Raw genomic sequence first — 22868 nt, 5'->3', positions numbered from 1 at the left:
AACAGCAGTGCCGCTTTCGGAGGAGCCGGAAGTGGGCGCAAGGTGGCCGAAGCGCGCTGAACAGGCCCGCTTGCACTACGTCTCCGGCAAGGGAGGCACGGGCAAGTCGACGGTTGCCGGGGCGCTGGCCTTGGCGCTCGCCGCGGGCGGGCGCCGGGTGCTGTTGGTGGAGGTGGAGAGCAGACAATCGATCGCGCAGCTGTTCGATCTGCCGCCGCTGCCGCCGACCGAGACACGCATCGCCACCGCGGACGGCGGCGGCGAGGTGGTCGCGCTGGCGCTGGACATCGAGCACGCCTTCCTCGAATACCTGGACATGTTCTACAACCTCGGCTTCGCGGGCCGCGCGATGCGCAGGATGGGCGCCATCGAGTTCGTCACCACGATCGCGCCCGGTCTGCGGGACGTCATCCTGACCGGCAAGATCAAGGAGTGCGCGGTTCGCGTGGACAAGTCCGGCAAGCGGGTCTACGACGAGATCGTGGTCGACGCACCGCCCACCGGCCGGATCGCAGGCTTCCTCGACGTCACCAAGGCGATGGCCGAGGTGGCCAAGGGCGGGCCGATCGCCTCGCAGGCCGAGGGCGTCTCGCAGTTGCTGCATTCCGACCAGACCATGATCCATCTGGTCACGCTGCTGGAGGCGCTGCCGGTACAGGAAACCGCCGACGCCGTCGCCGAGCTCACCGCCGCGGACCTGCGCATCGGCACCGTCATCGTGAACCGGGCGACCGAGGGCCAGCTCCCGCCCGAGCTGCGCGCCCGCGCCGCGCAGGGCCACCTGGACGCCGACGCCGTCCGCGCGGGCCTCGACTCCGCGGGGATAAACCTCCCCGACAGCGACTTCCAGGGGCTGCTCACCGAAACGATCGAGCACTCCGCGACTCTGCAAGCACAGGACGACAGCGCCGAAGAACTGGCGAAGGTCGACATCTCCCGGCTCTACCTGCCCGCCCTGCCCGACGGAATGGACCTGGGCGGCCTGTACGAACTAGCCGAACACCTCACCGCACAGGGAGTCCGATGAGCATGCCGACCCATCCCCCGGCTGCCCCGCTGAATATTTCGCGGATCATCGCCGACCCGTCCGCGCGCGTGGTGGTCTGCTGCGGTTCCGGCGGCGTCGGCAAGACGACCACCGCCGCCGCTATCGCCCTGCGCGCCGCCGAAGAGGGGCGCAAGGTCGTGGTGCTCACCATCGACCCGGCGCGCAGGCTTGCGCAGTCACTGGGCGTCGCCGACCTCGGCAACAACCCGCAGCGGGTGGCCCTGGGGCCGGAGGCCAAGGGCGAGCTGCACGCGATGATGCTCAACATGCGTCGCACGTTCGACGACATGGTGCTCGAGCACACCAGCGGAGAGAAAGCGGAGCAGATCTTCGCCAACCCCTTCTATCAGACGGTCGCCTCCTCCTTCGGCGGCACACAGGAATACATGGCGATGGAGAAGCTGGGTCAACTGGCCCATCGCGGCGAGTGGGACCTGATCGTGGTCGACACCCCGCCGTCGCGCAACGCCCTCGACTTCCTGGACGCCCCCAAGCGACTGGGCAACTTCCTCAACGGCCGGATGATCCGGGTGATCATGGCTCCCGGCCGTGGCGTGACCCGGCTCGTGACCGGCGCGATGAGCCTGGCGGTGCGCGGTGTGTCGACCGTCGTCGGAGGACAGATGCTCAAGGACGCGTCGAACTTCCTGCAATCCTTGGAGTCGTTGTTCGGCGGCTTCCAGGAGCGGGCCGAGCGCACCTTCGCGATGCTGTCGAAGCCGGGCACGCATTTCCTCGTGGTGGCGGCGCCGGAGCCGGACGCGCTGCGCGAGGCCTCGTTCTTCGTCGACCGCCTCTCCACCGAGCGCATGCCGCTGGCGGGTCTGGTGCTCAACCGCACCCATCCCGTGCTGAGCTCGCTGTCGGCCGATCACGCGCTCACCGCCGCCGACCAGGTGGCGGACTCCGATCCGCTCACCGCGGCGGTGTTGCGGGTGCACGCCCGCCGGGTCGCCACCGACAAGCGGGAACAGCATTTGCTGCACCGCTTCACCGGCGCGCATCCGCGGGTGCCGATCGTGTCGGTCACTGCGCTTCCGTTCGAGGTGTCCGATCTCGACGCGCTGCGCGTCGTCGGCGATCAGCTCACCGGCACGGCCCGCGCGACCGCCTGATACTTAGGCGTATCCGCTATTGCTCCGAACGGAAATAACAGTCCTGAAACGAAACTGAGCCCGCTTCCGCGGGCTCTGTTTCGATTTCGCCGGGGCTACATCGCCACTTGATGCTGGCGCTGGGCCTGGAAGAAATCGGCCCACGAGGTCACTTCCGGATGCTGCTTCAACAGGGCGCGACGCTGCCGTTCCGTCATGCCGCCCCACACACCGAACTCGACGCGATTGTCCAGCGCGTCGGCACCACACTGCATGAGCACTGGACAGTGCCTGCAGATCGTCGCCGCTTTGCGCTGCGCCGCGCCGCGGACGAACAACTGATCGGGGTCCACTTCCTTGCATCGGGCCTGGGCTACCCAGGCGATCCTTGCTTCGGCCTGCTCCACGTCCAATCGAGCGATGGGGGTTGTCATGTGCATTTGGTGTGCCCCTTTGCAGTCCGAACACCGGGTCAACGGCGCTCCAGAATCGCGTTGTCACCGCGCAGCACCCAAACCCCGCTGCGAAGTGCACCACATTCCACTTTGAGTGTTAGCTCTATCACACTGGGTTCTCAATCTAGGTAAAGGTATGGCGCTTGCGCAAGACCACCTCGAGATTTTTTGGTACGTCCGTCCCTGCAAAGCCCTGCGCGCACTGGACGGGCAGGCAGATTGCGTTCGCGCCCTCCCGCGACACGCCGCGCACGATCACGCGACACGCCCATTCCGGTTCGTGAACAACCAGTTCCGCGCTCCGGACAAATGCCGCCAAGAACGCCGGAATGGCAACCCGTAGTCTTGATTCGTGCCGATCACACATACGCTCGCGCGGCTGGCCGGTAGCTGCGTGCTGGCCTCCGTGCTCGTCGCCGGGTTGTTGTTCCCGCTCGCCGGCGGCTTCGGGTTCGTCTCCAACCGTGCCGCCGACGCTGTCGACAACGTCTCCTCGGAGCTGGTCGAGGGAACGGTGCCCGCGGTCTCGACCATGGTCGACGCGGCGGGCAATCCGATCGCCTGGCTGTATGAGCAGCGCCGCTTCGAGGTGCCCAGCGACCGGATCTCCAACGACATGAAACTGGCGATCGTGTCCATCGAGGACCGCCGCTTCGCCGAGCACGAGGGCGTCGACTGGCAGGGCACGCTACGCGCGTTCCTCACCAACTCCGCCAGCGGCGAGGTCCAGCAGGGCGCCTCGACGCTGGACCAGCAGTATGTGAAGAACTTCCAGCTGCTGGTGGTCGCCAAGACCGACGCCGAGCGCCGCGCCGCCATCGAGACCACTCCGGCCCGCAAGATCCGGGAGATCCGGATGGCGCTGACGCTGGACCGTCAGCTGACCAAGGACGAGATCCTCACCAGGTATCTCAACCTCGTCCCGTTCGGGAACTCGTCCTACGGCATCCAGGACGCGGCGAAGACCTATTTCGGCGTGGACGCGGCCGAACTGAACGTCTCCCAGGCCGCGATGCTCGCCGGCATGGTGCAGAGTTCGTCCAAACTGAACCCCTACACCAACCCGGACGGCGTGCTGGCCAGGCGCAACACGGTGCTGGACACCATGATCCAGAACATTCCCAGCCGCGCCGAGGAGTTCCGCGAGGCGAAGACCAAGCCGCTGGGCGTGCTGCCCGAACCCAAGGGCCTGCCGCGCGGCTGCATCGCGGCCAACGACCGCGGCTTCTTCTGCGACTACGCGCTGGAGTACCTGGCCAACGCCGGGATCAGCCGCGAACAGATCGAGAAGGGCGGCTACCTGATCAAGACCACCCTCGATCCGGCCGTGCAGGACTCGGTGAAACGAGCGGTCACCGACGCGGCGAACCCGAACCTGGACAACATCGCGGAAGTCATGTCGGTGGTCGGCCCCGGGCACGACACGCACCCCGTGATCGCGATGGCCAGCAGCCGCACCTACGGCCTGAACCGGGACGCGAACGAGACCGTGCAGCCGCAGCCGTACTCGATGGTCGGCGACGGCGCGGGCTCGATCTTCAAGATCTTCACCACCGCCGCGGCCATGGAGAAGGGTCTCGGCATCGACGCCCAACTCGACGTGCCAGGGCGGTTCGAGGCCAAGGGGATGGGTAACGGCGGCGCACGCGGGTGCCCGGCCGCCACCTACTGCGTCGAGAACGCGGGCAAGTACAAGTCGCCCATGTCGGTGACCGAAGCGCTGGCGACGTCGCCGAACACCGCGTTCGTCAAGCTGATCCAGGCCGTGGGCGTCACCCCGACCGTCGACATGGCGGTCCGGCTCGGCATGCGCTCGTTCACCGAAGCGGGCACCTCCGGCCACGGCAACCAGAGCCTGGCCGACATGATCAAGGAACAGAACCTCGGCTCGTTCACCCTGGGACCGGTCGCGATCAATCCGCTGGAGCTGTCCAACGTCGCCGCGACGCTGGGGTCCGGCGGCCGCTGGTGCCCGCCGAACCCGATCAAGGAGGTCGTCGACCGTCAGGGCAAGCAGGTACCGCTGACCCAGCAGGCCTGTGAGCAGGTCGTCGAGCCGGGCCTGGCCAACACCCTGGCCAACGCCATGAGCAAGGACGACATCTCCGGCACGGCGGCGGGCGCGGCCCAGTCGGTGGGCTGGAACTTCCCGATGTCGGGCAAGACCGGTACCACCGAAAGCCACCGTTCCTCGGCCTTCCTCGGTTTCACGAACGCTCTGGCCGCCGCGGTCTACGCCTACGGTGACAGCCCGACCCCGGGTGAGATCTGCTCGTTCCCGCTGCGCAATTGCGGCGACGGCAACCTGTTCGGCGGTAACGAACCCGCGCGCACCTGGTTCAACGCGATCAAGCCGGTGATACCGCTGTTCCCGCCGCCCGGGTTGCCCCCGTTGGACAACAAGTACGTGCGCGGCGCGAACAACGCGCAGGTGCCCGATGTCGTCGGCATGACCCAGGGCGAGGCCACCTCGGCGCTGGTCGCCGCGGGCTTCCAGGTGTCGCCGGTGACCGGGGCGGGCGATCGGCCCAAGGGCACCGTCATGGGCACCGCGCCCAACGGGTCGGCGATCCCCGGCTCGGTGATCACGCTGTACATCAGCGACGGCACCGTCCGGGCGGCGCCGCCGCCGGGGCCGCCCGCACCGCCGCCGGGCATCCCCGGGCTGCCCGTGCCGCGGCTGCCACCGATCCCCATCCCGATCCCGATCCCGCGCTGAGCAAGCGAAAGGGGCCGCGAACCTCACGGTTCGCGGCCCCTTTCGCGTCGCCGTCCTACAGCCGCGCTTTCACCGCGGCCGAGATGCGCGAGCCGTCGGCCTTGCCCGCGGCGAGCCCGGTGGCGATCTTCATGACCTGCCCCATCTGCCGCATGCCGGGACGCTCCCCGATCTCCTCGGCGACCTGCGCGATCGCGGTGTCGGCGAGATCGGCGACCTCGGCCTCGGTCAACTGGGTCGGCAGGTACTCCTCGATGATCTGCGCCTCGGCGCGCTCGTTCGCCGCCAGTTCGCCGCGCCCGGCCTGCGTGTAGACCTCGGCGGATTCGTTGCGCTTCTTCGACTCCTTCTGCAGCACGGAGACGACCTCGGCGTCGGTGAGTTCACGGGCCGCCGAGCCGGCGACCTCGGCGTTCTGAATCGCCGACAGCAGCATCCGCAACGTGGAAAGGCGCAGCGTGTCCTTGGCTTTCATCGCGGCGGTGAGATCCGTCCGCAGCTGCGATTTGAGTTCCGACATGCCGCTCACGGTAGCCGCTGGGACGCGGCGGTCCCACTACATTTGCCGCGCGGCCCGATTTCCCGCCGGAAAAACGGGCGCCTGTGCGGAAACACACTCGGCGCTCCTGAGCGAGGTCACCTATGCTGGGCAAATGCCCGTGATCTCGACCTCTGCTGTACGCACGACCGCGCTGGGAGCCGCCGGGGCCGCGGTGGCCGGAATCGGCTACGCCTCGCTGGTCGAACGCAACGCCTTCGTCCTACGGGAGGCGACCATGCCCGTGCTGGCGCCGGGGTCGTCGTCGCTGCGGGTGCTCCACCTCAGTGACCTGCACATGATGCCGGGACAGAAGCTCAAGCAGCAGTGGCTACGGGAGCTGGATCGGCTGGAGCCCGACCTGGTGATCAACACCGGCGACAACCTCTCGCATCAGAAGTCGGTGCCCGCGGTAGTTCAGGCCCTCGGCGGATTGCTTTCCCGCCCGGGCCTTTTCGTTTTCGGCAGCAACGACTACTTCGCGCCGGTGGCGAAGAACCCACTGAAGTACTTCAAGAAGGACCACCGCCGCACCTACGGCGCTCCGCTGCCGTGGAAAGACCTGCGTGCGGCTTTCACCGAGCGCGGTTGGCTCGATCTGACGCACGTGCGCCGCGATCTCGAAGTGGCAGGCATCCGCATCGCCACCGCCGGTGTGGACGACCCGCACTTGCAGCGCGACCGGTACGACACTGTCGCGGGGGCCCCGAATCCCTTGGCCGACCTGCGGCTCGGCCTCACCCACTCCCCTGAGCCCCGAGTGCTGGACCGTTTCGCCGAGGACGGGTACGACCTGGTGCTCGCCGGGCACACCCATGGCGGCCAGTTGTGCCTGCCCGGCTACGGCGCCCTGGTCACCAACTGCGGGATCGACCGGTCCCGGGTGAAGGGTCCGTCGAAGTGGGGGGAGCACACCCAGTTGCACGTCTCCGCGGGTGTCGGCACCTCGCCGTGGGCGCCGTACCGGTTCTGCTGCCGCCCGGAGGCGACCCTGTTGACGCTGGTAGCCGCGCCGCCGAAGCGGCCGGGCGCCGACACGGGCCAGGGAGTGTCGGCATCGGAGGCCGTCGCCCGCTAATGTCCCCTGCCGAGACGTGTGGCAGGTAGGGGACAACTGTGAGTGGATTCGACGACCGGCGCGACCCGACGACTCCGGGACGGCCCGCCGGGCCGCCGACTCCTCGGCAACAGCCCTACCCTCCATTACGTTCCGTTCCCGCCTCGGCGGACGGTAACGACGCTCGACCACCGCACAGCGGAGCGCATCCCGGCGGAACCGACGACTCGGGACGCCCCGCCGGCACGCCTTGGCAGCGCGGCGCTCGGTCGCCCGGCCTGATCCCGGGGCAGCCGCATTCGGGCCCAGCCGAGCACGGCGCGACGCCTCAGTGGTGGCAGCCCGACCCGGCCACGCAGTGGCAGCCGTACCAAGAGCCCGCACCCACACTCCAGTGGCAGCCGGGCGGGCAGGGCGATCCCGCACCGGCTCGGCCGCAGGGCACGCAGGACGACCCGACCTTGCTCGCTCCGTCGTCGGGTGGTCACGCGCAACCCGGACCGTCGGGCCACAACGATCCCACCATGCAGGCCCCGTCCCTCGGGCAGACGCCCTCAGGGCAGTGGCCGCCACAGGGCGGTCCCGGCCCCGGTACAGGCGGGCGCAACGATCCGACCATGCTCGGTCAACCGCTGGGCGCGCTCGACCCCTTCGGCTGCGGGGGGCCGGGTCCCGCGCCGGGCTCCGGCGATTCGGCACCGACCTTGCTCGGCTATCCGAGCGCCGATCGATTCGGCCAACCGGCACAGGCCCCACAGTGGCAACCGGGCGGCGGGCCCGGGCAATACGGCACGGCACCGGATGGCCGATATCACCCGGGCTATGGTCCACAGGCCGGAGGGCCGCCACCGAACCGTCCGAGCGGGAGCGGCCGAGGGAAGGTCCTTCTGTCGGTTGGCCTGGCGGTGCTGCTGGTAGCCGGTCTCGTTGCCGGTGCAGTGGTCCTCACCCGCATGAAGACGAACGATCCCGCCGAGGGCACCGCGCCATCGATGGTGAACGCGCTCAACACCACCACAGCGAGCGCGCCCGCCCGGACCACGACCAGATCGGCCCCGACGACGACCGCGCGAGGTTCCGGCGACAAGACTCCGGTCGTCCCCGGCTATCAGGTGGTCCGAGCACCCGACAGCGGCGCCGCCTACGACGTGCCCGCCGACTGGACGGTGGCGCCGCAGGGCACCATCGGCGGCTTCGGCGAGCCACCGAATGCCGTCGCGGGGAAGGGCTTGGCCAGCGAGGGCAAGGGCTACTGCCCGGGCTCGACCCGGACCGTAGCTTTCCTGACCGGCTCGAACACATCGGACCCGGGGAAGGCGGCCACCGAACTCGGCACGAGGACCGCCACGCTCGCCTACACCGGGACCCAGGGCGGCACACCCGGCCTGCCCATGCCGCTGGCGTCGCTGGACGGATCACAGCACGGCATGTTCGTGGAGACCAAGGGCACCGTCTCCGACGCCAAGCCCGGCTGCGCGAAGGCGTACTCCGTCTACACCGCCGCGTTCCCCAACGATCAGGGCAACTTCGTCATGGTGATCGCCGCCGACACGGGCGTCCCGCACGCGCTCGACGCCGAGACCGCCAAGAAGATCTTCACCAGCATCCGCCCCCTCGCAGGGTGACTGACCTGCCGGTTTAACGTCTCGGGCACCCCTGTTGTAAGCTACTCCAGGTTCGCTTCACGGGGTGTGGCGCAGCTTGGTAGCGCGCTTCGTTCGGGACGAAGAGGTCGCAGGTTCAAATCCTGTCACCCCGACTCGTGGTTGAGACGACGGGAAGGCCCCTGACCGGTTCACGGTCGGGGGCCTTCTCCGTTGTGCGGCCCTTCGTAGGTTGGTCCGCTCGCATGCGGGAATATCATCGCTGAAACCGAATTCCCGCAATCGACGAAAGGTCGGCAGATGAGCAAGCCCGTCGACAGCGTGCCCGCGGACAGACCGCTGTCCGGGAAGACCGCCCTGGTCACGGCGGCCTACACCGGAATCGGCAGGTCGATCGCGAAAACTCTTGCCACGCAAGGCGCTCAGGTCGTGGTGCAGCATCCGCACTTCCCCGAGCCCGCCGCGGACGTCGTCAAGGAGATCACCGAGGCGGGCGGCGCGGCGCTGGCACTCGCGGCGGATATCGCCGATCGCGACGAATACGAGGAGCTGGTGCAGGCGCTGCTCGAGGATTGCGGCGGGTGGCACGTGCTGGTCAACACCGCGGCGGTGCCGGAGTCCGAGCCGTTCCCGAAGCTCAGCTCGGAGGCGTTCGACAGCAATTTCGCGGCCACGGTGAAGGGCGTCTTCCACGGCCTGCAACTGGCGTTGCAGCACTTGGCCGACGAAGGCCGGGTCATCACCGTCTGCGATCCCGCCGACCCGGGCGGCGCGGTGCACGAAGCGGTGCGCGGCGCGGTCGAGCAGCTCGGCCAGGCGGTGGCCCCGGACTTCGGGTCCCGGCGGATCACCGTCAATACGGTCAGCTACGGCGCCGGGACGACCGACAACGCGGAACTCGAGACCGCCCTCGCCGCGATGCGGCCGACCGAGCCGGGCGCGGTAGTCGCCTATCTGGCCGGTAACGCGGCGAGCACGGTGAACGCACAGATCATCCGGCTCGACGGCACGGGCGGCCGGTAGCAGGCGCGGTTGCGGCCGACGCGCCCGCGGTCAGCGAGCGCGCCGGCCGGACGCTCAGGCGGTGACCGTACCGCCGTAGGAACTGAATCCCCGGCCCAGTGCCTGGCAGGTGAAGCTGCCGTGGAAGCCGACCTGGCACGACGCTCCGGCGTGCTCGATGATCGGACCCCACTGGCCCGAGCCGGTTTTCACGTCGTTGATGCTGGGGTTGCCACCCGGCAGCGTGTACGGCGTGGCCGGGTCGAAGGTGGGATGCGCGGGCAGCCAGGCCTGGTCGATCACGATCTCGTTCACCGTCACCGGTACCGGGATGTAGGTGCCGCCGACGTAGTAGCTCATGTGCTGGGGATAGCCGAAATCACATCCGACGGAGCCGTCCGCGAAGATCGCGCAGTTCGTGCTGCCCGCCGAGAAGTAGACCGTGCCCGGATCGGCTTGGGCGTTGCCGGCCGCCACAAGGGTCGCCATCGCCGCGGCGGCGAGGGCTCCGGCGATCTTCGTGCTGCGCTTCATACCTTCTCCTTGATGCTTCGCTGTTGGACAACCGACTCGATGAGACTGTCGGGGCTGCCCGGGATTTCGTTTCGCTCCGAGTACCCCGGACGGCGGCCGAACATTGCTCCGACCGGCGCGGTGAGCAGACGCTAACGCGGCGATAACTTACGGTCACTCCATCGAAACGCGAGGTCAATAGCGTATACAGCCATGTCGACACGGATAGCGACACTGGCCGACGCGGCGGGCAAACCCCTGCGCGACGTGGTGTACGAGAAGCTGCGCAGCGAACTCATGAACGGGGACATCAAGTTCGGCGAACGTCTCACCGAGCCGAAACTCTCCACCCGCTTCGGCATCTCGCGCACGCCGATCCGCGAAGCGCTGACCGTCCTGTGCTCGGACGGACTACTCCAACGCGAAGAATACGGGTTCAGTCCGGTCCGGCCGAGCATCCCGCTGATCCGCGACCTGTACGAGCTGCGGATCACGCTGGAGCTGGGCGGTCTCCAGCGCGCGATGACCAATCCCGCGGTCACGCACGATCGGGCGCTGCTGGAGGCCGAGCGCGCCGCCTGGCTGGAACTGCGCGCCGACCCTCCGGCCCAGGAGCCCGGCTTCGTGGTGCGTGACGAGGAATTCCACGTCACGCTGCTGACCGCCGCGGGCAACACCGAGATGGTGCGCGCGCTCAAAGCGGTGAATTCCCGCATCCGGCACGTACGCATGTACGACTTCATGGTCAACAACCGGATCGAGACCACCATCGCCGAGCACCTCGGAATCCTGGACGCCGTTCTGGCGGAGGACCTTTCGCTCGCGTATCGGCTGCTGCACACGCACATCGGTGAATCGCTGGACGTCGTGCTCGAGCGGGTCACCCGCGCGATCGCGGCGATGTCGCTGGCTACGGAATAGCAGGGAGCGGTAGTGAGTCTGGAATTCGATACGGTACTCGTCGCCAATCGCGGCGAGATCGCATGCCGCATCATGCGCACAGCCCGGGAACTCGGGCTGAAGACGGTGGCCGTGTACTCCGATGCCGATGTCGGCGCCGCGCACGTCGAAATGGCCGATGTCGCCGTGCACCTGGGTCCGGGACCGGCCGCGCAGTCCTACCTGCGTGCCGATTCGGTGGTCGAGGCGGCACTGGCGACCGGAGCGGGAGCCATTCATCCCGGCTACGGATTTCTCTCGGAAAATGCCGATTTCGCCGCCGAGGTGGAGAAAGCGGGCATCGCCTTCGTCGGACCGACCCCACAGCAACTGCGCGTCTTCGGTGACAAGCACACCGCACGCACCGCCGCACGCGCGGTGGGCGTGCCGCTCATCCCGGGCAGTGACCTGCTCGAATCGGCCGAACACGCGGTGGCGGAAGCGGAGCGGATCGGTTTCCCCGTGATGCTGAAGGCGGTCGGCGGCGGTGGCGGCATCGGTATGCAGGCCTGCTTCGGCCCGGACAAGGTGCGCGCGGCCTACGAGCGGGTGCAGCGCATCGCCGCGGCGAACTTCGGTTCGGCGGGCGTCTTCCTGGAGCGTTTCGTCGCGCGCGCCAGGCACGTCGAGGTGCAGCTGTTCGGCGACGGCAGCGGCCGCGTTGTCAGCCTCGGCACCAGGGACTGCTCGCTACAACGCCGCAACCAGAAGGTGATCGAGGAGGCGCCCGCGCCGGGACTCACCGCGGAATTGTCCGAACACCTGCTCGCCGCGTCGCGGGAACTGGCCCGCTCGGTCGGGTACCGCTCGGCCGGGACGGTGGAGTTCGTCTACGACACCGACAGCGGCGCCGCGTCGTTCCTGGAGATGAACACTCGCCTTCAGGTCGAACACCCGGTCACCGAGGCGGTCACCGGCGTCGACTTGGTCGAGTGGATGCTGCGCCTGGCCGGCGGCGACACCGCGATGGTGGACGAGCAGCCCGAGAGCGGACCGGCGATCACCGGCCATGCGGTGGAGGCGCGGGTCTACGCGGAAGATCCCGGCCACGATTACCGTCCGAGCGCGGGCCTGGTCACGGCCGCGCACTTCCCGGACGACGTCCGGGTCGACACGTGGGTCGGCACCGGTTCGGCGGTCAGTTCGTATTACGACCCGCTGCTGGCCAAGGTGATCAGCGCGGGCGAGAGCCGAGCCGACGCCTTCGCCGCGCTGCGCACCGCGCTCGGCGCGACCCGCGTCTACGGTGTGCAGACGAATCTGCCGCAACTGCGCCAGGCCGCGGCCGACGGCCGGGTCCTGCGCACCGAGCACACCACGACCACGCTGGCCGAGATCCGCCCGGTCGGCCGCCGCATCGACGTGCTGCGCGGCGGGACGATGACCACGGTGCAGGACCATCCGGGCCGGATCGGCTTGTGGGAGGTCGGCATTCCGCCGTCCGGTCCGATGGACGACCTCTCCTTCACCCTCGCCAACACAGCGGTCGGCAACCCGGTCGGCGTTCCCGCGCTCGAATGCACCTTGCAGGGACCGCAATTGCGCTTCTCCGACACCACGGTCGTGTGCGTGACCGGTGCGCAGGCTCCGGTGACGGTGGACGGCCGCCCGGTGGCCATGTGGGAGCCGGTCACCGTGGCCGCGGGCGCGGTGCTGGACATCGGCGCACCGGCCGACACCGGCCTGCGCACCTATCTGGCGGTACGCGGCGGCATCGACGCGCCGCTCTATCACGGCAGCGCGTCCACCTTCACCCTCGGCGGATTCGGAGGTGTGACCGGTAAGGCGGTGGCCACCGGCGACGTGCTCGGAATCGCCCCGGCGCCCGCCGACACGCTCGGCGCGCCGGCCGCGGTACCGCCGGGTGACCGGCCCGAGTTCACCCACGAGTGGCAGCTCGCGGTCGGTGTCGGTCCGCAGACATCGCCCGCGTACTTCACCGACGCCGACATGACCCAGTTCTGCACGCACCCATGGCGGGTCGGCAGCCACGCCAACCGCACCGGCATCCGGCTGGAGGGCCCGAAACCGGCCTGGTCGCGCACCGACGGCGGTGAGGCCGGGCTGCACCCGTCCAATCTGCACGACAACCCCTACAGCGTGGGCGCGTTGAACGTCTCCGGCGACACGCCCATCCTGCTCGGTCCCGACGGCCCGAGCCTCGGCGGCTTCGCCTGTCCGCTCACCGTGGTGTCCGCGCATCGCTGGCGGATGGGCCAGTTGCGTCCCGGCGACTCGGTGCGGTTCGTGCCGGTCGACGACGACAAGGCGGCCGCGTTGCGCGCGTCCAACGGCAGCCGCGTGCCGGATCTGGTCACCGATACCCGCGCCGCCCTGCGTGATCGCGGCGTACTCGGCAGTGTCGAGGCGTCGCAGGACCGCCCGCGCGTGCGCTATCTGCGCGGCGGGGACGACAACGTGTTGGTCGAATACGGGGAGATGGTCCTCGATCTGGGGCTGCGCATGCGGGTGCACGCACTGGCCGAAGCTCTCGCGGCCGTGCGGCTGCCCGGCATTCTCGACGTGACTCCGGGCGTCCGGTCGCTGCACGTCCACTTCGACCCGGAGGTGCTGCCGCAGCATCGGTTGCTCGGGACGTTGGCCGAACTCGAACTCGACCTGCCCGCCACGACCGACCTGGTGGTGCCGAGCCGCACCATCCGGCTGCCGCTGTCGTTCGACGATCCCTCCATCGCCGAAGCGATCGACCGCTACCGCAGCGGCGTGCGCGACGCCGCGCCCTGGCTGCCGTCGAACATCGAGTTCATCCGCCGCATCAACGGGCTCGACAGCGTGGACGATGTGCGCGCCACCGTTTTCGACGCCGAGTATCTGGTGCTCGGCCTCGGAGACGTGTATCTCGGTGCGCCGCTGGCGGTTCCGCTCGATCCGCGGCACCGCCTGGTCACCACCAAGTACAATCCGGCGCGCACCTGGACTCCCTCCGACGCGGTCGGCATCGGCGGCAAGTACCTGTGCGTCTACGGCATGGCATCACCGGGCGGTTACCAGCTGATCGGCCGCACCGTGCCGATCTGGTCCAGCTACCGGCAGTCCGCGCCGTTCGAACCGGGCACGCCCTGGCTGTTCCGGTTCTTCGATCGCATCGTCTGGGAACCCGTCGGCGCGGAGCAGTTGCTCGAACACCGTGCCGCGGCCGAGGCGGGCAGATTCGACGCCGAGGTCAGTGAGGGTAGTTTCGCGCTCGCCGACCATCTGCGGCTGCTGCGCACGGAGGCCGATTCGATCGCCGAGTTCGAGACCAGGCAGGCCGCCGCGTTCGAGGCGGAGAAGGAAGCCTGGCGGGCGGCGGGTGAGTTCGAACGCGGCACCGTCGCGCCCGTCGCCGCGCCGATCGAAGACCCGTTGGCCGGGCTGCCCGCCGACGCGACGGTGGTGTCCGCGCCGATGATCGGCAATGTGTGGCGCGTGGAAGTCCAGCCGGGGCAGCGCGTCACGGCCGATGCGCCGGTTGCCGTCCTTGAGGCGATGAAGCTCGAACTACCTGTGCACAGCCCGAGCGCGGGCACCGTGCTGAAGGTATTGACCGCGCCCGGCGCCAAGGTGGAGCCGGGCACGCCCCTAGTAGTGATCGGAGTCGACTGAATGCCCGTTCCAGGCAACACGGCAGCCGACCCCGTCGAACGCGTCGCGGCCGCCTATCGGCGGATCGTCGAGGTCGATCGGCCGGAGGTGTGGATCACCCTGCGACCGGAGCGCGAGGTCGCCGCCGAAGCGGCCGCCCTCGCGCGACGGCTCGCCGCCGGAGAGACCTTGCCGCTGGCGGGAGTCCTGGTGGCGGTGAAGGACAACATCGATGTGGCGGGGCTGCCGACCACCGCGGCCTGCCCCGAGTTCGCCTACCAGCCGGAGGTGACCGCGGCGGCGATCGAGCGGTTGCTCGCGGCCGGGGCGCTGGTGCTGGGCAAGACGAATCTGGACCAGTTCGCCACCGGGCTGGTCGGGACGCGCAGCCCGTACGGCGCGGTGCGCAACGCTTTCGATCCGGAGTTGGTGTCGGGCGGGTCGAGTTCCGGTTCCGCGGTGGCGGTCGCGCTCGGCATCGCGGATATCGGAATCGGCACCGACACCGCCGGATCCGGCCGCGTGCCCGCCGCACTGCACGGGATCGTCGGCATCAAAGCCACGCTGGGCGTGATCCCGGCGCACGGGACCGTGCCTGCCTGCGCGGACTACGACGCCGTGACGGTCTTCGCCGCCGACCTCGCCTCGGCGGTGGCCGCGGCGGCGGTGATGGCGGGCCCGGAGCCGCGTGACTCGCGCAGCCGAAGCTGGCCCGCCGACGTCCGGTTGGCCGCCCCGCTCGCGCCGCGCATCGCCGTGCCGCGCCCCGAGGACCTTGCCGCGCTCAGCGAGCCATATCGGGAAGCGTTCGCGCGCACCGTCGCCGCTGTCGGCGAAACCGGTGCGAAGACCGAGGAGATCGACATCTCCGCCCTGCTCGACGCCGCGCTGTTGCTCTACGACGGCGCGCTCGTCGCCGAACGCTATGCCGCGGTGGGCGCGTTCCTGGACACCGCCCCCGCGGGCGCCGATCCCACGGTCGCCGCCATCATCGGCGCGGCGCGGCACAAGACCGGTTCCGCGTTCGCCGCCGACCTCGACACCCTCGCCCGCGCCAAGGCGGCGGCCGCCGAACTCCTGCACGGCTTCGACGCACTGCTGTTGCCGACGACCACCGAGCACCCGAGCATCGCGGCGGTGCGGGCCGATCCGATCGGCATCAATCGGCGAATGGGCACGTACACCAACTTCTGCAACCTGCTGGACATGGCCGCCGTCGCCGTCCCCGGCGCCCCTACCGCCGAGGGCGCGCCGTTCGGCGTCATGCTGGTCACTCCCGCCTTCGCCGATCAGGTGGCCGTCGATCTCGCCGCCCGTCTGGTCGGTCTCGACAGCGCTCCGCTGTTCGTCGATCGCGGTGTCGACCTGGCCGTCTTCGGCGCGCACCTGCGCGGGCAGCCGCTGCACTGGCAGCTCGAGCAACTGGGCGCCCGCTTCCTCGGCGACATCCGGACCACCGACGCCTACCGCCTGACCGCACTGGACACCACGCCGCCCAAGCCGGGCTTGGTGCGACACGGACCGGGCCGCGGCGCTCCGATCGAAGGGGAACTGTTCCGCGTCTCCCCGGCGGGGCTGGGTGGCTTCCTCGCCGATTTGCCGGCTCCCATGGCGCTGACCAGCATCGAACTCGCCGATGGCCGCGACGTCGTCGGGTTCGCCTGTACCTACGACGCCGCGAGCGCCGCAACCGACATCACCCACCACGCGAGCTGGCGCGGATACCTCCGACACCGCGCCTAGCTACTGCGATCCACCAGTGGCCCATGGCCGCGAGAACTCCTCGCCGCCATGGGCCTTTCTCATACGGGGCCGTTTAGACATTTGTACTAGACATTCGTGCAAGTGCTGTGTTAGACATATGTCTAAGACATTTGGACAAACCCTATGGGAGTCGAGGAAAGTCATGAGCGCCAAGTCCGTAAGCAGCCAGCTCCGCGTGCTCGTCGCCGGCGGCGGCATCGGCGGCAATGCCGTCGCGCTGCAACTGCTCCGGTCCGGCATCCGGGCCACCGTGGTGGAGCGCGCCGCGGCGCCGCGACCGGGCGGGCAGGCCGTCGACCTGCGCGGACCCAGCCGCGAGGTGGCCGAGCGGATGGGCATGATGCCCGGCATCCGCGATTATCAGCTCGACGAGCGCGGCATGAAGTACGTCGACGACGCGGGCCGCGAAATCCTCCGCATGCCCGCCGAACTCTTCGACGGCAAGGGCGCCGTCGCCGAAATCGAGATCACCCGCGGGGACCTCAACCAGGTGCTGCTCGACCTGCTCGACGCCGAAGGCGGCGTCGACTACCGCTACGGCGAGTGGATCACCGACATCCGGCAGGACGACGCGGGCGTCGACGTGACCTTCGCTTCCGGAGCGGCCGGGCGATTCGACATCGTGATCGGCGCGGACGGGCTGCACTCCGCTACCCGCGGAATGGTGTTCGGCCCCGAGGAGCAGTTCGCGACGTACCTGGGCGGATACATGTCGTTCTTCACGCTGCCGCGACCGGAAGACCTGGAACCGCACTGGTTCACGATGCATTCGATGGTCGGAGCCACCGGCTTGGGCATGCGCCCCGACGCCGACCCGGCCACCTGCAAAGCGCTCGTCGTGATCCGCGCGACGGCGGATCCCGCGCTGCGCCGGGACGTCACGGCACAGCAGCAGTTCATCCGCGAGCGCCTGGCCGGCGGCGGCTGGGAGTCCGCTCGCATCGCGGCGGCGATGACCGATGCGCCGGACTTCTACTTCGACGAGCTGGCCCGCATCGACATGCCGAGCTGGGTCCAGGGCCGGGTGGTCCTGCTCGGCGACGCCGGGTACTGCGGTTCCCCGCTCACCGGGCAGGGCACCGCGATGGCACTGGTGGGCGCGTACGTGCTCGCCGGTGAACTCGCCGCGCACGCCGACAACCCCGGACAGGGCCTGGCCCGCTACGAGGAGGTCCTGCGCCCCTTCGTGAAGACGGCCCAGCAGTTGCAGCCGGGCGGCTTGAACGCGATGACGCCCAAGTCGCGCTTCGGTATCCGCGCGGGCCACACCCTCAGCAAACTGATGATGTCGAAGGCGATGCGACCGGTCATGATGCGGATGCTGAGCAAGACCGAGACCTACGACCTGCCCGACTACTCGGCAGCGACCGTCTGAACCCGTGGCCCGCGCTTCGACCGGAGTCCCGTAGGGCTCCGGTCGACGACCGGCGTCAGTCGATCACGGTCCGGTCGTCGAGCAGGAACGGCAGCACGAAGGTGCGCAACATCGCTCGTTCCTCGTCTTCTCCCGCGCCGGGCAGCGTCAGCAACGACACCATCGCGCGCACCACCCACCGGCCGACGCGCTCGGCCGCGAGCGGGGGCAACCCAGGACGGAATCCGGCGACGAAATCCGTGGCGAGCGCGTCGACCACACCCGGCGAATTGGCCAGCTGCGCCACGATTCCCGCGTTGGACGGTTCGAACCAGACCGCCAGATGCGGCGTCTTGCGCACCTCGGCCAACAGTGCGGTCAACGTGTCGAGCAGTTGCTCCCCCGGCTCCGCGCTCGCGGACTCCGCACGGTCCCGCCAGACCCGCTCGACCAGCTGCCGGGCCTCCCGGCCCGCGAATGCCACGTAGAGCGCCTGCCGATTCTCGAAGTAGCGATACAGCGTCGCCCTGGAACAGCCCGCGGCGTCGGCGACTTCGGCCATGCCGACCCCGCTGACGCCCTTGTCGATGAACAGCGCGCGCACCGCGTCGAGAATGCGCTCACCGGCCAGTTCGGCGCGACCGTCGGCCAGCCAATCGCCACTCATGCCGTGTCCCTTCCGGCGCGAACGAGGTCTTCCGTGGTCACGCCCCGCACCGGAACGGCACAGTAGTCGGCCTGCGGACGTACGGACCGCTCGCGTACTCGACCGCGTCGACGTCGACGACGTACTCCGGGAAGCGATCGAGCAACTCTTCGAGCGCGACACGGGCTTGCATCCGCGCGGCCGCCGCGCCGAGACAGTGATGCGGCCCGTGCCCGAAGGTGAGGATGCGCTGCGGATTCCGGTCGATATCCAGCTCGGCGGCGTCGGCGCCGAACGCCCGCTCGTCCCGGTTGGCCGACCCGAACACCAGTAACACCTTCCGCCCCGCGGGCACCGTCTTCCCGGCCAGTTCCACATCGCGCGTCGCGGTCCGCGCCAACCCTTGCACCGGTGCGGTGAGCCGGGCGAACTCCTCCACCGCGACGCGAATGCGATCGGGTTCCGCGGCGAGCGCAGCGCGCTGGTCCGGGTGCTGTTGCAGCAGTTGCACGGCGCCGCCGAGCAGGCCCGTGGTGGTGTCGTTGCCGCCCGCGACCATCGTCCAGGTGTAGGCGAGGATCTGGATCAACCCGCGCACGTCCGTGTCTTCGGCCGCCATTCCCGCCTGGACCAGCAGGGACACGGTGTCGTCGCCGGGGTCGGTGCGCCTGCGTTCGATCAGCTCGGCGAAGTAGCCCATCATCTCCGCCGACGCCGCCTGCGCCTTGGTGTTCGTCCGGTCGAGGCTGCCCGCGACGACGGCATCGGTCCAGCCGTCGAACCTCGCCCGGTCCTGTTCCGGCACCCCGAGGTAATACGCCACCACCATGCTCGGCAGCGGCTTGAACAATTGCTCGACGATGTCCCCGCCGCCCTGGGCCGTGATGGCGTCGAGCCGGTCGCGCACGAAGCGGCGGACCACCGGCTCCACCTCCTCGACCTGGCGTGGGGTGAATCCGCGAGCGACCAGTTTGCGGAAGTCGGTGTGCTGCGGCGGGTCCTGCATCACCAGCGGAGGGTTGTCGGTCAGGCCGAGTTCGTCGAGTTCGCCGTATTCCACCGTCAGCCCGTCGCGGGAGGAGAACGTGTCGCTGTCCCGCGCCGCCGCGTAGACGTGCTCGTGCCGGGTGAGCACCCAGTAGTCGTTCTCCGGTCGCGCGGCCGGTACGACGTGCTGCACCGGATCGTGCTCACGCAGTGCCGCGTACATCTCCCACGGCGAGGCCCAAGTAGGACCGGAACGAAGTTCGAAAACCGGAGCCGTCCGATACGCAACATCCGCCATGTATCGACCGTAAGACAAATTAAGCAATCTGTCTAGAACTGGTTTCAGGTCGGCCGGCCGGTCACCATTCACGACCAGCCCAGCCGCGCCTGCCTCGCGTCGGGCCCGGCGCCGCACACTCGTGGGTTACCTTCGGCAGCGGCAACACCGTCTCGTTGCCGGTCAGCTCCAGGAAGAGCCAGCGCGAGCGACCGCTCCGCGTCCCGCGTCCGCCGGGCCGGCCACCCCTCGTAGACCGGCCCGGCGGACACCACCCCCGAGTTCCGACCTGTCACCCCTCGAGACAGGTCGTTCCTCGGTTCGCACCTGCGGTGCTGGGTATGTCCCTCCCGCGAGACAAAGAATGCAGGGGCGGGCTTGGCGCGCACTTAAGAACACCTTGCAAGATCGAAATCGCAGATGAGCGGGTTGACCGAGCGGTGACCCCGCTAGCGCCTATCGCCCGGCCCCGGATCGCGGGATGATGGTCATAAGTGCGCCAAGAAGATTGGGAGCGACGATGGAAACCGTGGTGGTCTGGATTCTGGCGACCCTGCTCTACTGGTGGGGCCTGCTGTAGCTGACCGGAGCCTGGCCGCCCGATCCGGCCAGGTCTACTACAAGTCGTCGTAATCTTCGTCCTCCGGACGCCACCGAGTTCGTCCTCGACGAGCCGAGGGTGCCGCCCCCGCCACGGTCCCCGGCCTCGCTATCGGCGTCCGCTTCGGCCGACACACCCGGCGAGTGTCACCGGAGCCGGTCTACGGCCACCTTCGTCACTTCCGCCAGCAGGTCGTTGTTCACCTCGGCGTCCTCGGCCGGTTTGCGGCTCATGATCGCGATCACGATCGGCGCCCGCCCGCCTTCGGGCCAGACGATCGCGACGTCGTTGGCGGAACCGTAGGAGCCGGTGCCCGTCTTGTCGCCGGTGACCCACTCGGCGGGCAACCCCGCCCGGATGCGCTTGCCACCCGTCGTGTTCGCCTTCAGCCAGACGGCCAACTGGTCGCGTTCCCGGGCGCCGAGCGCGTCGCCCAACGCCAAGACGCGGTAGTCCGCGGCCAGTGCGGCCGGAGTGGTGGTGTCGCGCTCGTCACCGGGGATCGCGGTGTTGAGTTCGGTCTCCCAGCGGTCGAGCCTGCTGGTCGGATCACCGAGCGTGCGAAGAAACGCCGTGAGCCCCGCCGGGCCGCCGATCTCACGCAGCAACAGGTTGCCCGCGGTGTTGTCGCTGCGGGTGATCGCGGCCTCGGCCACGCGCGCCAGCGTCATCCCGTCGGCCAGTTCGGCGCTGGTCACCGGCGAGTTGTCGACCAGATCAGCCTCGTGGAAGCGGATCACTTGATCGAAGTATCCCGTGTCGAGCGGATGCGCTCGCAGCACCGCGGCCGCCGCGAGCGTCTTGAAGGTGGACAGGAACGGGAAACGCTCGTCGGCGCGGTGGGTCACCGTCCTGCCGGTGCCGGTGTCTACCGCGAACAGCCCGATCTGCGCCCCGTACCGAGCCTCCAGATCCGCCACGCGCGCGTTCGCGGCGGGACCGGCCTCGACGCTCGTCGTGATCGGCTGCGTCGCATCGGTTTCGGCACCGCAACCGGCCAGCAGCGCCAATGCGGCGGCCAGCGCCACCCGGTAGTCGCGTGTCAGCCGAGACATGTCTTCACTCTGACATCCGAGCACCCACCGGGCAAACAGGATCGGCCGGACACGCCGAAGGCAGGTGCGCGACGCCACGCACCTGCCTTCGATGCGGATTTCTCAGCTCTGCGAGCCGTCGAGCCCCGCGCGCACGCCCTCTTCGACACGCTTGCCGAGATCGGCGTCCACGTTCTTCCAGTACTGGAAGACCCGGCTCAGCACCGGCTCCCGGACACCGCCGAGTACGTGGCCGACGATGTTGTCCACCAACCGCTTCCGCTGCGCGTCATCGAGTACCTCGCGCACGAGAATGCCCGCCTGGGTGAAATCGCCGTCCTCGGCATGCTGGAGGTAACCGGCTCGCACGATGGCCGGATCGAAGTCCCAGATGCCGTCGTCCTGAGACTTTTCCGGGTCGGCGTGCGGTCCACCGAACGAATTCGGTGCGTACACTGGCACATTCGGTTCGTTGTAGTAGTACCGCATGGCGCCCTCCTTGGAATAGGAGTTCACCTCCGCCGCCCTTGCCTGGTTCGGCGGCAGCTGCGCGTAGTTCGTGCCGATGCGGTAGCGGTGCGCGTCCGCGTAGGCGAAGACGCGGCCGAGCAGCATCTTGTCCGGCGAGAAGCCGATGCCGGGAACGACATTCGAGGGCTCGAACGCGGCCTGCTCGATGTCGACGAAGTAGTTGCGCGGGTTGCGGTTCAGCGTCCACTTGCCGACCTCGATCAGGGGGTAGTCCTTGTGCGACCACACCTTGGTCAGGTCGAACGGGTTGAACCGGTAGCCCTCGGCCTCCGCGACCGGCATGACCTGCACGTAGACCGTCCAGCTCGGGAAGTCGCCGCGCTCGATCGCCTCCCACAGGTCCTTGCGGTGGTAATCGGCGTCCTCCCCCGCGATCCGGTCGGCGTCGGCCTGGGTCAGGAACTCGATGCCTTGGTCGGTCTTGAAGTGGTATTTGACCCAGAAACGCTCGCCAGCGGCGTTGATCCACTGGTACGTGTGCGAACCGTAGCCGTTCATGTGCCGGTAGCTCTTCGGGATGCCGCGATCGCCCATCAACCAGGTCACCTGGTGCGCGGTCTCCGGACGCAGGGTCCAGAAATCCCACTGCATATTGTGGTCGCGAAGCCCGTTACCGGGCAGGCGCTTCTGCGAGCGGATGAAGTCGGGGAACTTGATCGGGTCCTTGATGAAGAAGATCGGCGTGTTGTTGCCGACGAGGTCGTAGTTGCCGTCCTCGGTGTAGAACTTCACCGCGAATCCGCGCGGATCACGCCAGGTGTCCGGGCTGCCCTGCTCACCGGCCACAGTGGAGAACCGCGCCAGCGACTCGGTGCGCGCACCGGGCTGGAACAGCTTCGCCTTGGTGTATCGGCTGACGTCGTTGGTCACGACCAGCTCACCGTATGCGCCCGAGCCCTTCGCGTGCACGATGCGTTCCGGCACCCGTTCGCGGTTGAACTGGGCCAGCTTCTCGATGAGGTAATGGTCGTGCAGCAGGATCGGGCCCTGCGCGCCCGCGGTGAGCGATTCGTCGTCGCTTTCGACCGGGATGCCGGTGTTCGTGGTTGTCGGTTCGGTCACAGGAGACTCCTCGGCTGGTGAACATCGTTTCCCGGGATGGGACCGACCCGGGTGTGTG

At 68.8% G+C, this 22868-nt stretch carries 17 protein-coding genes and 1 tRNA gene; 11 read left to right on the top strand and 7 right to left on the bottom strand.

The features are described 5' to 3' along the window. The first annotated feature begins 7 nt into the window (after positions 1 to 7). Complete coding sequence (locus ABZ824_RS13405; protein WP_355078737.1) at positions 8 to 1027, top strand: ArsA-related P-loop ATPase; 1020 nt, start codon at positions 8 to 10, stop codon at positions 1025 to 1027. Then, positions 1024 to 2163 carry an ArsA family ATPase gene (locus ABZ824_RS13400; protein WP_355078679.1) on the top strand — a complete coding sequence of 380 codons (1140 nt, stop codon included), beginning with the start codon at positions 1024 to 1026 and terminating at the stop codon, positions 2161 to 2163. Before ABZ824_RS13405 ends, ABZ824_RS13400 begins: the two co-directional genes overlap by 4 nt. Positions 2164 to 2258: 95 nt before the next feature. On the opposite strand, the gene ABZ824_RS13395 is transcribed toward ABZ824_RS13400, so the two are convergent. Continuing rightward, a complete protein-coding gene (locus tag ABZ824_RS13395; protein WP_014981178.1) occupies positions 2259 to 2582 on the bottom strand; it encodes a WhiB family transcriptional regulator in 324 nt (107 codons plus the stop codon). 367 nt (positions 2583 to 2949) lie between these two features. Here ABZ824_RS13395 and ABZ824_RS13390 point away from each other — a divergent pair, with 367 nt between their 5' ends. Further along, on the top strand, positions 2950 to 5316 hold the full coding sequence (locus tag ABZ824_RS13390) for a transglycosylase domain-containing protein (protein WP_355078680.1): 2367 nt from the start codon (positions 2950 to 2952) through the stop codon (positions 5314 to 5316). A gap of 55 nt (positions 5317 to 5371) precedes the next feature. Here ABZ824_RS13390 and ABZ824_RS13385 read toward each other — a convergent pair whose 3' ends face one another. Next, on the bottom strand, positions 5372 to 5836 hold the full coding sequence (locus ABZ824_RS13385) for a GatB/YqeY domain-containing protein (RefSeq protein WP_355078681.1): 465 nt from the start codon (positions 5834 to 5836) through the stop codon (positions 5372 to 5374). A 133-nt stretch (positions 5837 to 5969) separates the two neighbouring features. On the opposite strand from ABZ824_RS13385, the gene ABZ824_RS13380 reads away from it, so the two are divergent. The 4 genes from ABZ824_RS13380 (at position 5970) to ABZ824_RS13365 (ending at position 9538) form a co-directional block, all read left to right on the top strand. Next, on the top strand, positions 5970 to 6932 hold the full coding sequence (locus ABZ824_RS13380; protein WP_355078682.1) for a metallophosphoesterase: 963 nt from the start codon (positions 5970 to 5972) through the stop codon (positions 6930 to 6932). Positions 6933 to 7864: 932 nt separating this feature from the next. Further along, the gene (locus tag ABZ824_RS13375) at positions 7865 to 8536 is read left to right on the top strand and encodes a hypothetical protein (RefSeq protein ID WP_356963456.1); all 672 of its coding nucleotides are present in this window, start codon (positions 7865 to 7867) and stop codon (positions 8534 to 8536) included. Positions 8537 to 8596: 60 nt separating this feature from the next. Further along, positions 8597 to 8670: transfer RNA gene (locus ABZ824_RS13370), tRNA-Pro, on the top strand. Positions 8671 to 8815: 145 nt separating this feature from the next. After that, on the top strand, positions 8816 to 9538 hold the full coding sequence (locus tag ABZ824_RS13365) for an SDR family NAD(P)-dependent oxidoreductase (RefSeq protein WP_356963455.1): 723 nt from the start codon (positions 8816 to 8818) through the stop codon (positions 9536 to 9538). A gap of 54 nt (positions 9539 to 9592) precedes the next feature. On the opposite strand, the gene ABZ824_RS13360 is transcribed toward ABZ824_RS13365, so the two are convergent. Further along, positions 9593 to 10051, bottom strand: a complete 459-nt coding sequence (locus ABZ824_RS13360; RefSeq protein ID WP_355078685.1) for a hypothetical protein — start codon at positions 10049 to 10051, stop codon at positions 9593 to 9595. 192 nt (positions 10052 to 10243) lie between these two features. Between ABZ824_RS13360 and ABZ824_RS13355 the strand changes: the two genes are divergently transcribed. The 4 genes from ABZ824_RS13355 (at position 10244) to ABZ824_RS13340 (ending at position 17693) form a co-directional block, all read left to right on the top strand. Beyond that, a complete protein-coding gene (locus tag ABZ824_RS13355; RefSeq protein ID WP_355078686.1) occupies positions 10244 to 10951 on the top strand; it encodes a GntR family transcriptional regulator in 708 nt (235 codons plus the stop codon). A 12-nt stretch (positions 10952 to 10963) separates the two neighbouring features. Then, on the top strand, positions 10964 to 14575 hold the full coding sequence (uca, locus tag ABZ824_RS13350; protein WP_356963454.1) for an urea carboxylase: 3612 nt from the start codon (positions 10964 to 10966) through the stop codon (positions 14573 to 14575). Further along, positions 14576 to 16297 (top strand): allophanate hydrolase, encoded by a 1722-nt coding sequence (gene atzF, locus ABZ824_RS13345; RefSeq protein ID WP_356963453.1) that lies wholly within the window; start codon positions 14576 to 14578, stop codon positions 16295 to 16297. A gap of 163 nt (positions 16298 to 16460) precedes the next feature. Then, positions 16461 to 17693 carry an FAD-dependent monooxygenase gene (locus tag ABZ824_RS13340; protein WP_356963452.1) on the top strand — a complete coding sequence of 411 codons (1233 nt, stop codon included), beginning with the start codon at positions 16461 to 16463 and terminating at the stop codon, positions 17691 to 17693. A gap of 55 nt (positions 17694 to 17748) precedes the next feature. On the opposite strand, the gene ABZ824_RS13335 is transcribed toward ABZ824_RS13340, so the two are convergent. The 4 genes from ABZ824_RS13335 to ABZ824_RS13320 all read right to left on the bottom strand — a co-directional run bounded on the left by ABZ824_RS13335 (position 17749) and on the right by ABZ824_RS13320 (position 22810). Further along, complete coding sequence (locus tag ABZ824_RS13335) at positions 17749 to 18339, bottom strand: helix-turn-helix domain-containing protein (RefSeq protein WP_356963451.1); 591 nt, start codon at positions 18337 to 18339, stop codon at positions 17749 to 17751. Between the two features lie 37 nt (positions 18340 to 18376). Beyond that, a complete protein-coding gene (locus ABZ824_RS13330) occupies positions 18377 to 19603 on the bottom strand; it encodes a cytochrome P450 (protein ID WP_356963450.1) in 1227 nt (408 codons plus the stop codon). A gap of 726 nt (positions 19604 to 20329) precedes the next feature. After that, on the bottom strand, positions 20330 to 21238 hold the full coding sequence (bla, locus tag ABZ824_RS13325) for a class A beta-lactamase (protein WP_356963449.1): 909 nt from the start codon (positions 21236 to 21238) through the stop codon (positions 20330 to 20332). Between the two features lie 102 nt (positions 21239 to 21340). Next, positions 21341 to 22810, bottom strand: a complete 1470-nt coding sequence (locus ABZ824_RS13320; RefSeq protein ID WP_356963448.1) for a catalase — start codon at positions 22808 to 22810, stop codon at positions 21341 to 21343. Positions 22811 to 22868 lie beyond the last annotated feature (58 nt).

Origin of the sequence: Nocardia sp. NPDC047038 (assembly GCF_040644075.1) — a bacterium.
GTDB lineage: Bacteria > Actinomycetota > Actinomycetes > Mycobacteriales > Mycobacteriaceae > Nocardia > Nocardia sichangensis.
Note: the sequence above shows the minus strand (reverse complement) of the source record. Positions and strands in the feature narration are given on the sequence as shown.

Bases quoted from the DNA above. Each gene is read 5' to 3' on its own strand.
- ABZ824_RS13400 (WP_355078679.1), top strand. From the start codon at position 1,024: ATGAGCATGCCGACCCATCCCCCGGCTGCCCCGCTGAATATTTCGCGG.
- ABZ824_RS13395 (WP_014981178.1), bottom strand. From the start codon at position 2,582: ATGCACATGACAACCCCCATCGCTCGATTGGACGTGGAGCAGGCCGAA.
- ABZ824_RS13385 (WP_355078681.1), bottom strand. From the start codon at position 5,836: ATGTCGGAACTCAAATCGCAGCTGCGGACGGATCTCACCGCCGCGATG.
- ABZ824_RS13380 (WP_355078682.1), top strand. From the start codon at position 5,970: ATGCCCGTGATCTCGACCTCTGCTGTACGCACGACCGCGCTGGGAGCC.
- ABZ824_RS13375 (WP_356963456.1), top strand. From the start codon at position 7,865: ATGAAGACGAACGATCCCGCCGAGGGCACCGCGCCATCGATGGTGAAC.
- ABZ824_RS13365 (WP_356963455.1), top strand. From the start codon at position 8,816: ATGAGCAAGCCCGTCGACAGCGTGCCCGCGGACAGACCGCTGTCCGGG.
- ABZ824_RS13360 (WP_355078685.1), bottom strand. From the start codon at position 10,051: ATGAAGCGCAGCACGAAGATCGCCGGAGCCCTCGCCGCCGCGGCGATG.
- ABZ824_RS13355 (WP_355078686.1), top strand. From the start codon at position 10,244: ATGTCGACACGGATAGCGACACTGGCCGACGCGGCGGGCAAACCCCTG.
- atzF (WP_356963453.1), top strand. From the start codon at position 14,576: ATGCCCGTTCCAGGCAACACGGCAGCCGACCCCGTCGAACGCGTCGCG.
- ABZ824_RS13340 (WP_356963452.1), top strand. From the start codon at position 16,461: ATGAGCGCCAAGTCCGTAAGCAGCCAGCTCCGCGTGCTCGTCGCCGGC.
- ABZ824_RS13335 (WP_356963451.1), bottom strand. From the start codon at position 18,339: ATGAGTGGCGATTGGCTGGCCGACGGTCGCGCCGAACTGGCCGGTGAG.
- ABZ824_RS13330 (WP_356963450.1), bottom strand. From the start codon at position 19,603: ATGGCGGATGTTGCGTATCGGACGGCTCCGGTTTTCGAACTTCGTTCC.
- bla (WP_356963449.1), bottom strand. From the start codon at position 21,238: ATGTCTCGGCTGACACGCGACTACCGGGTGGCGCTGGCCGCCGCATTG.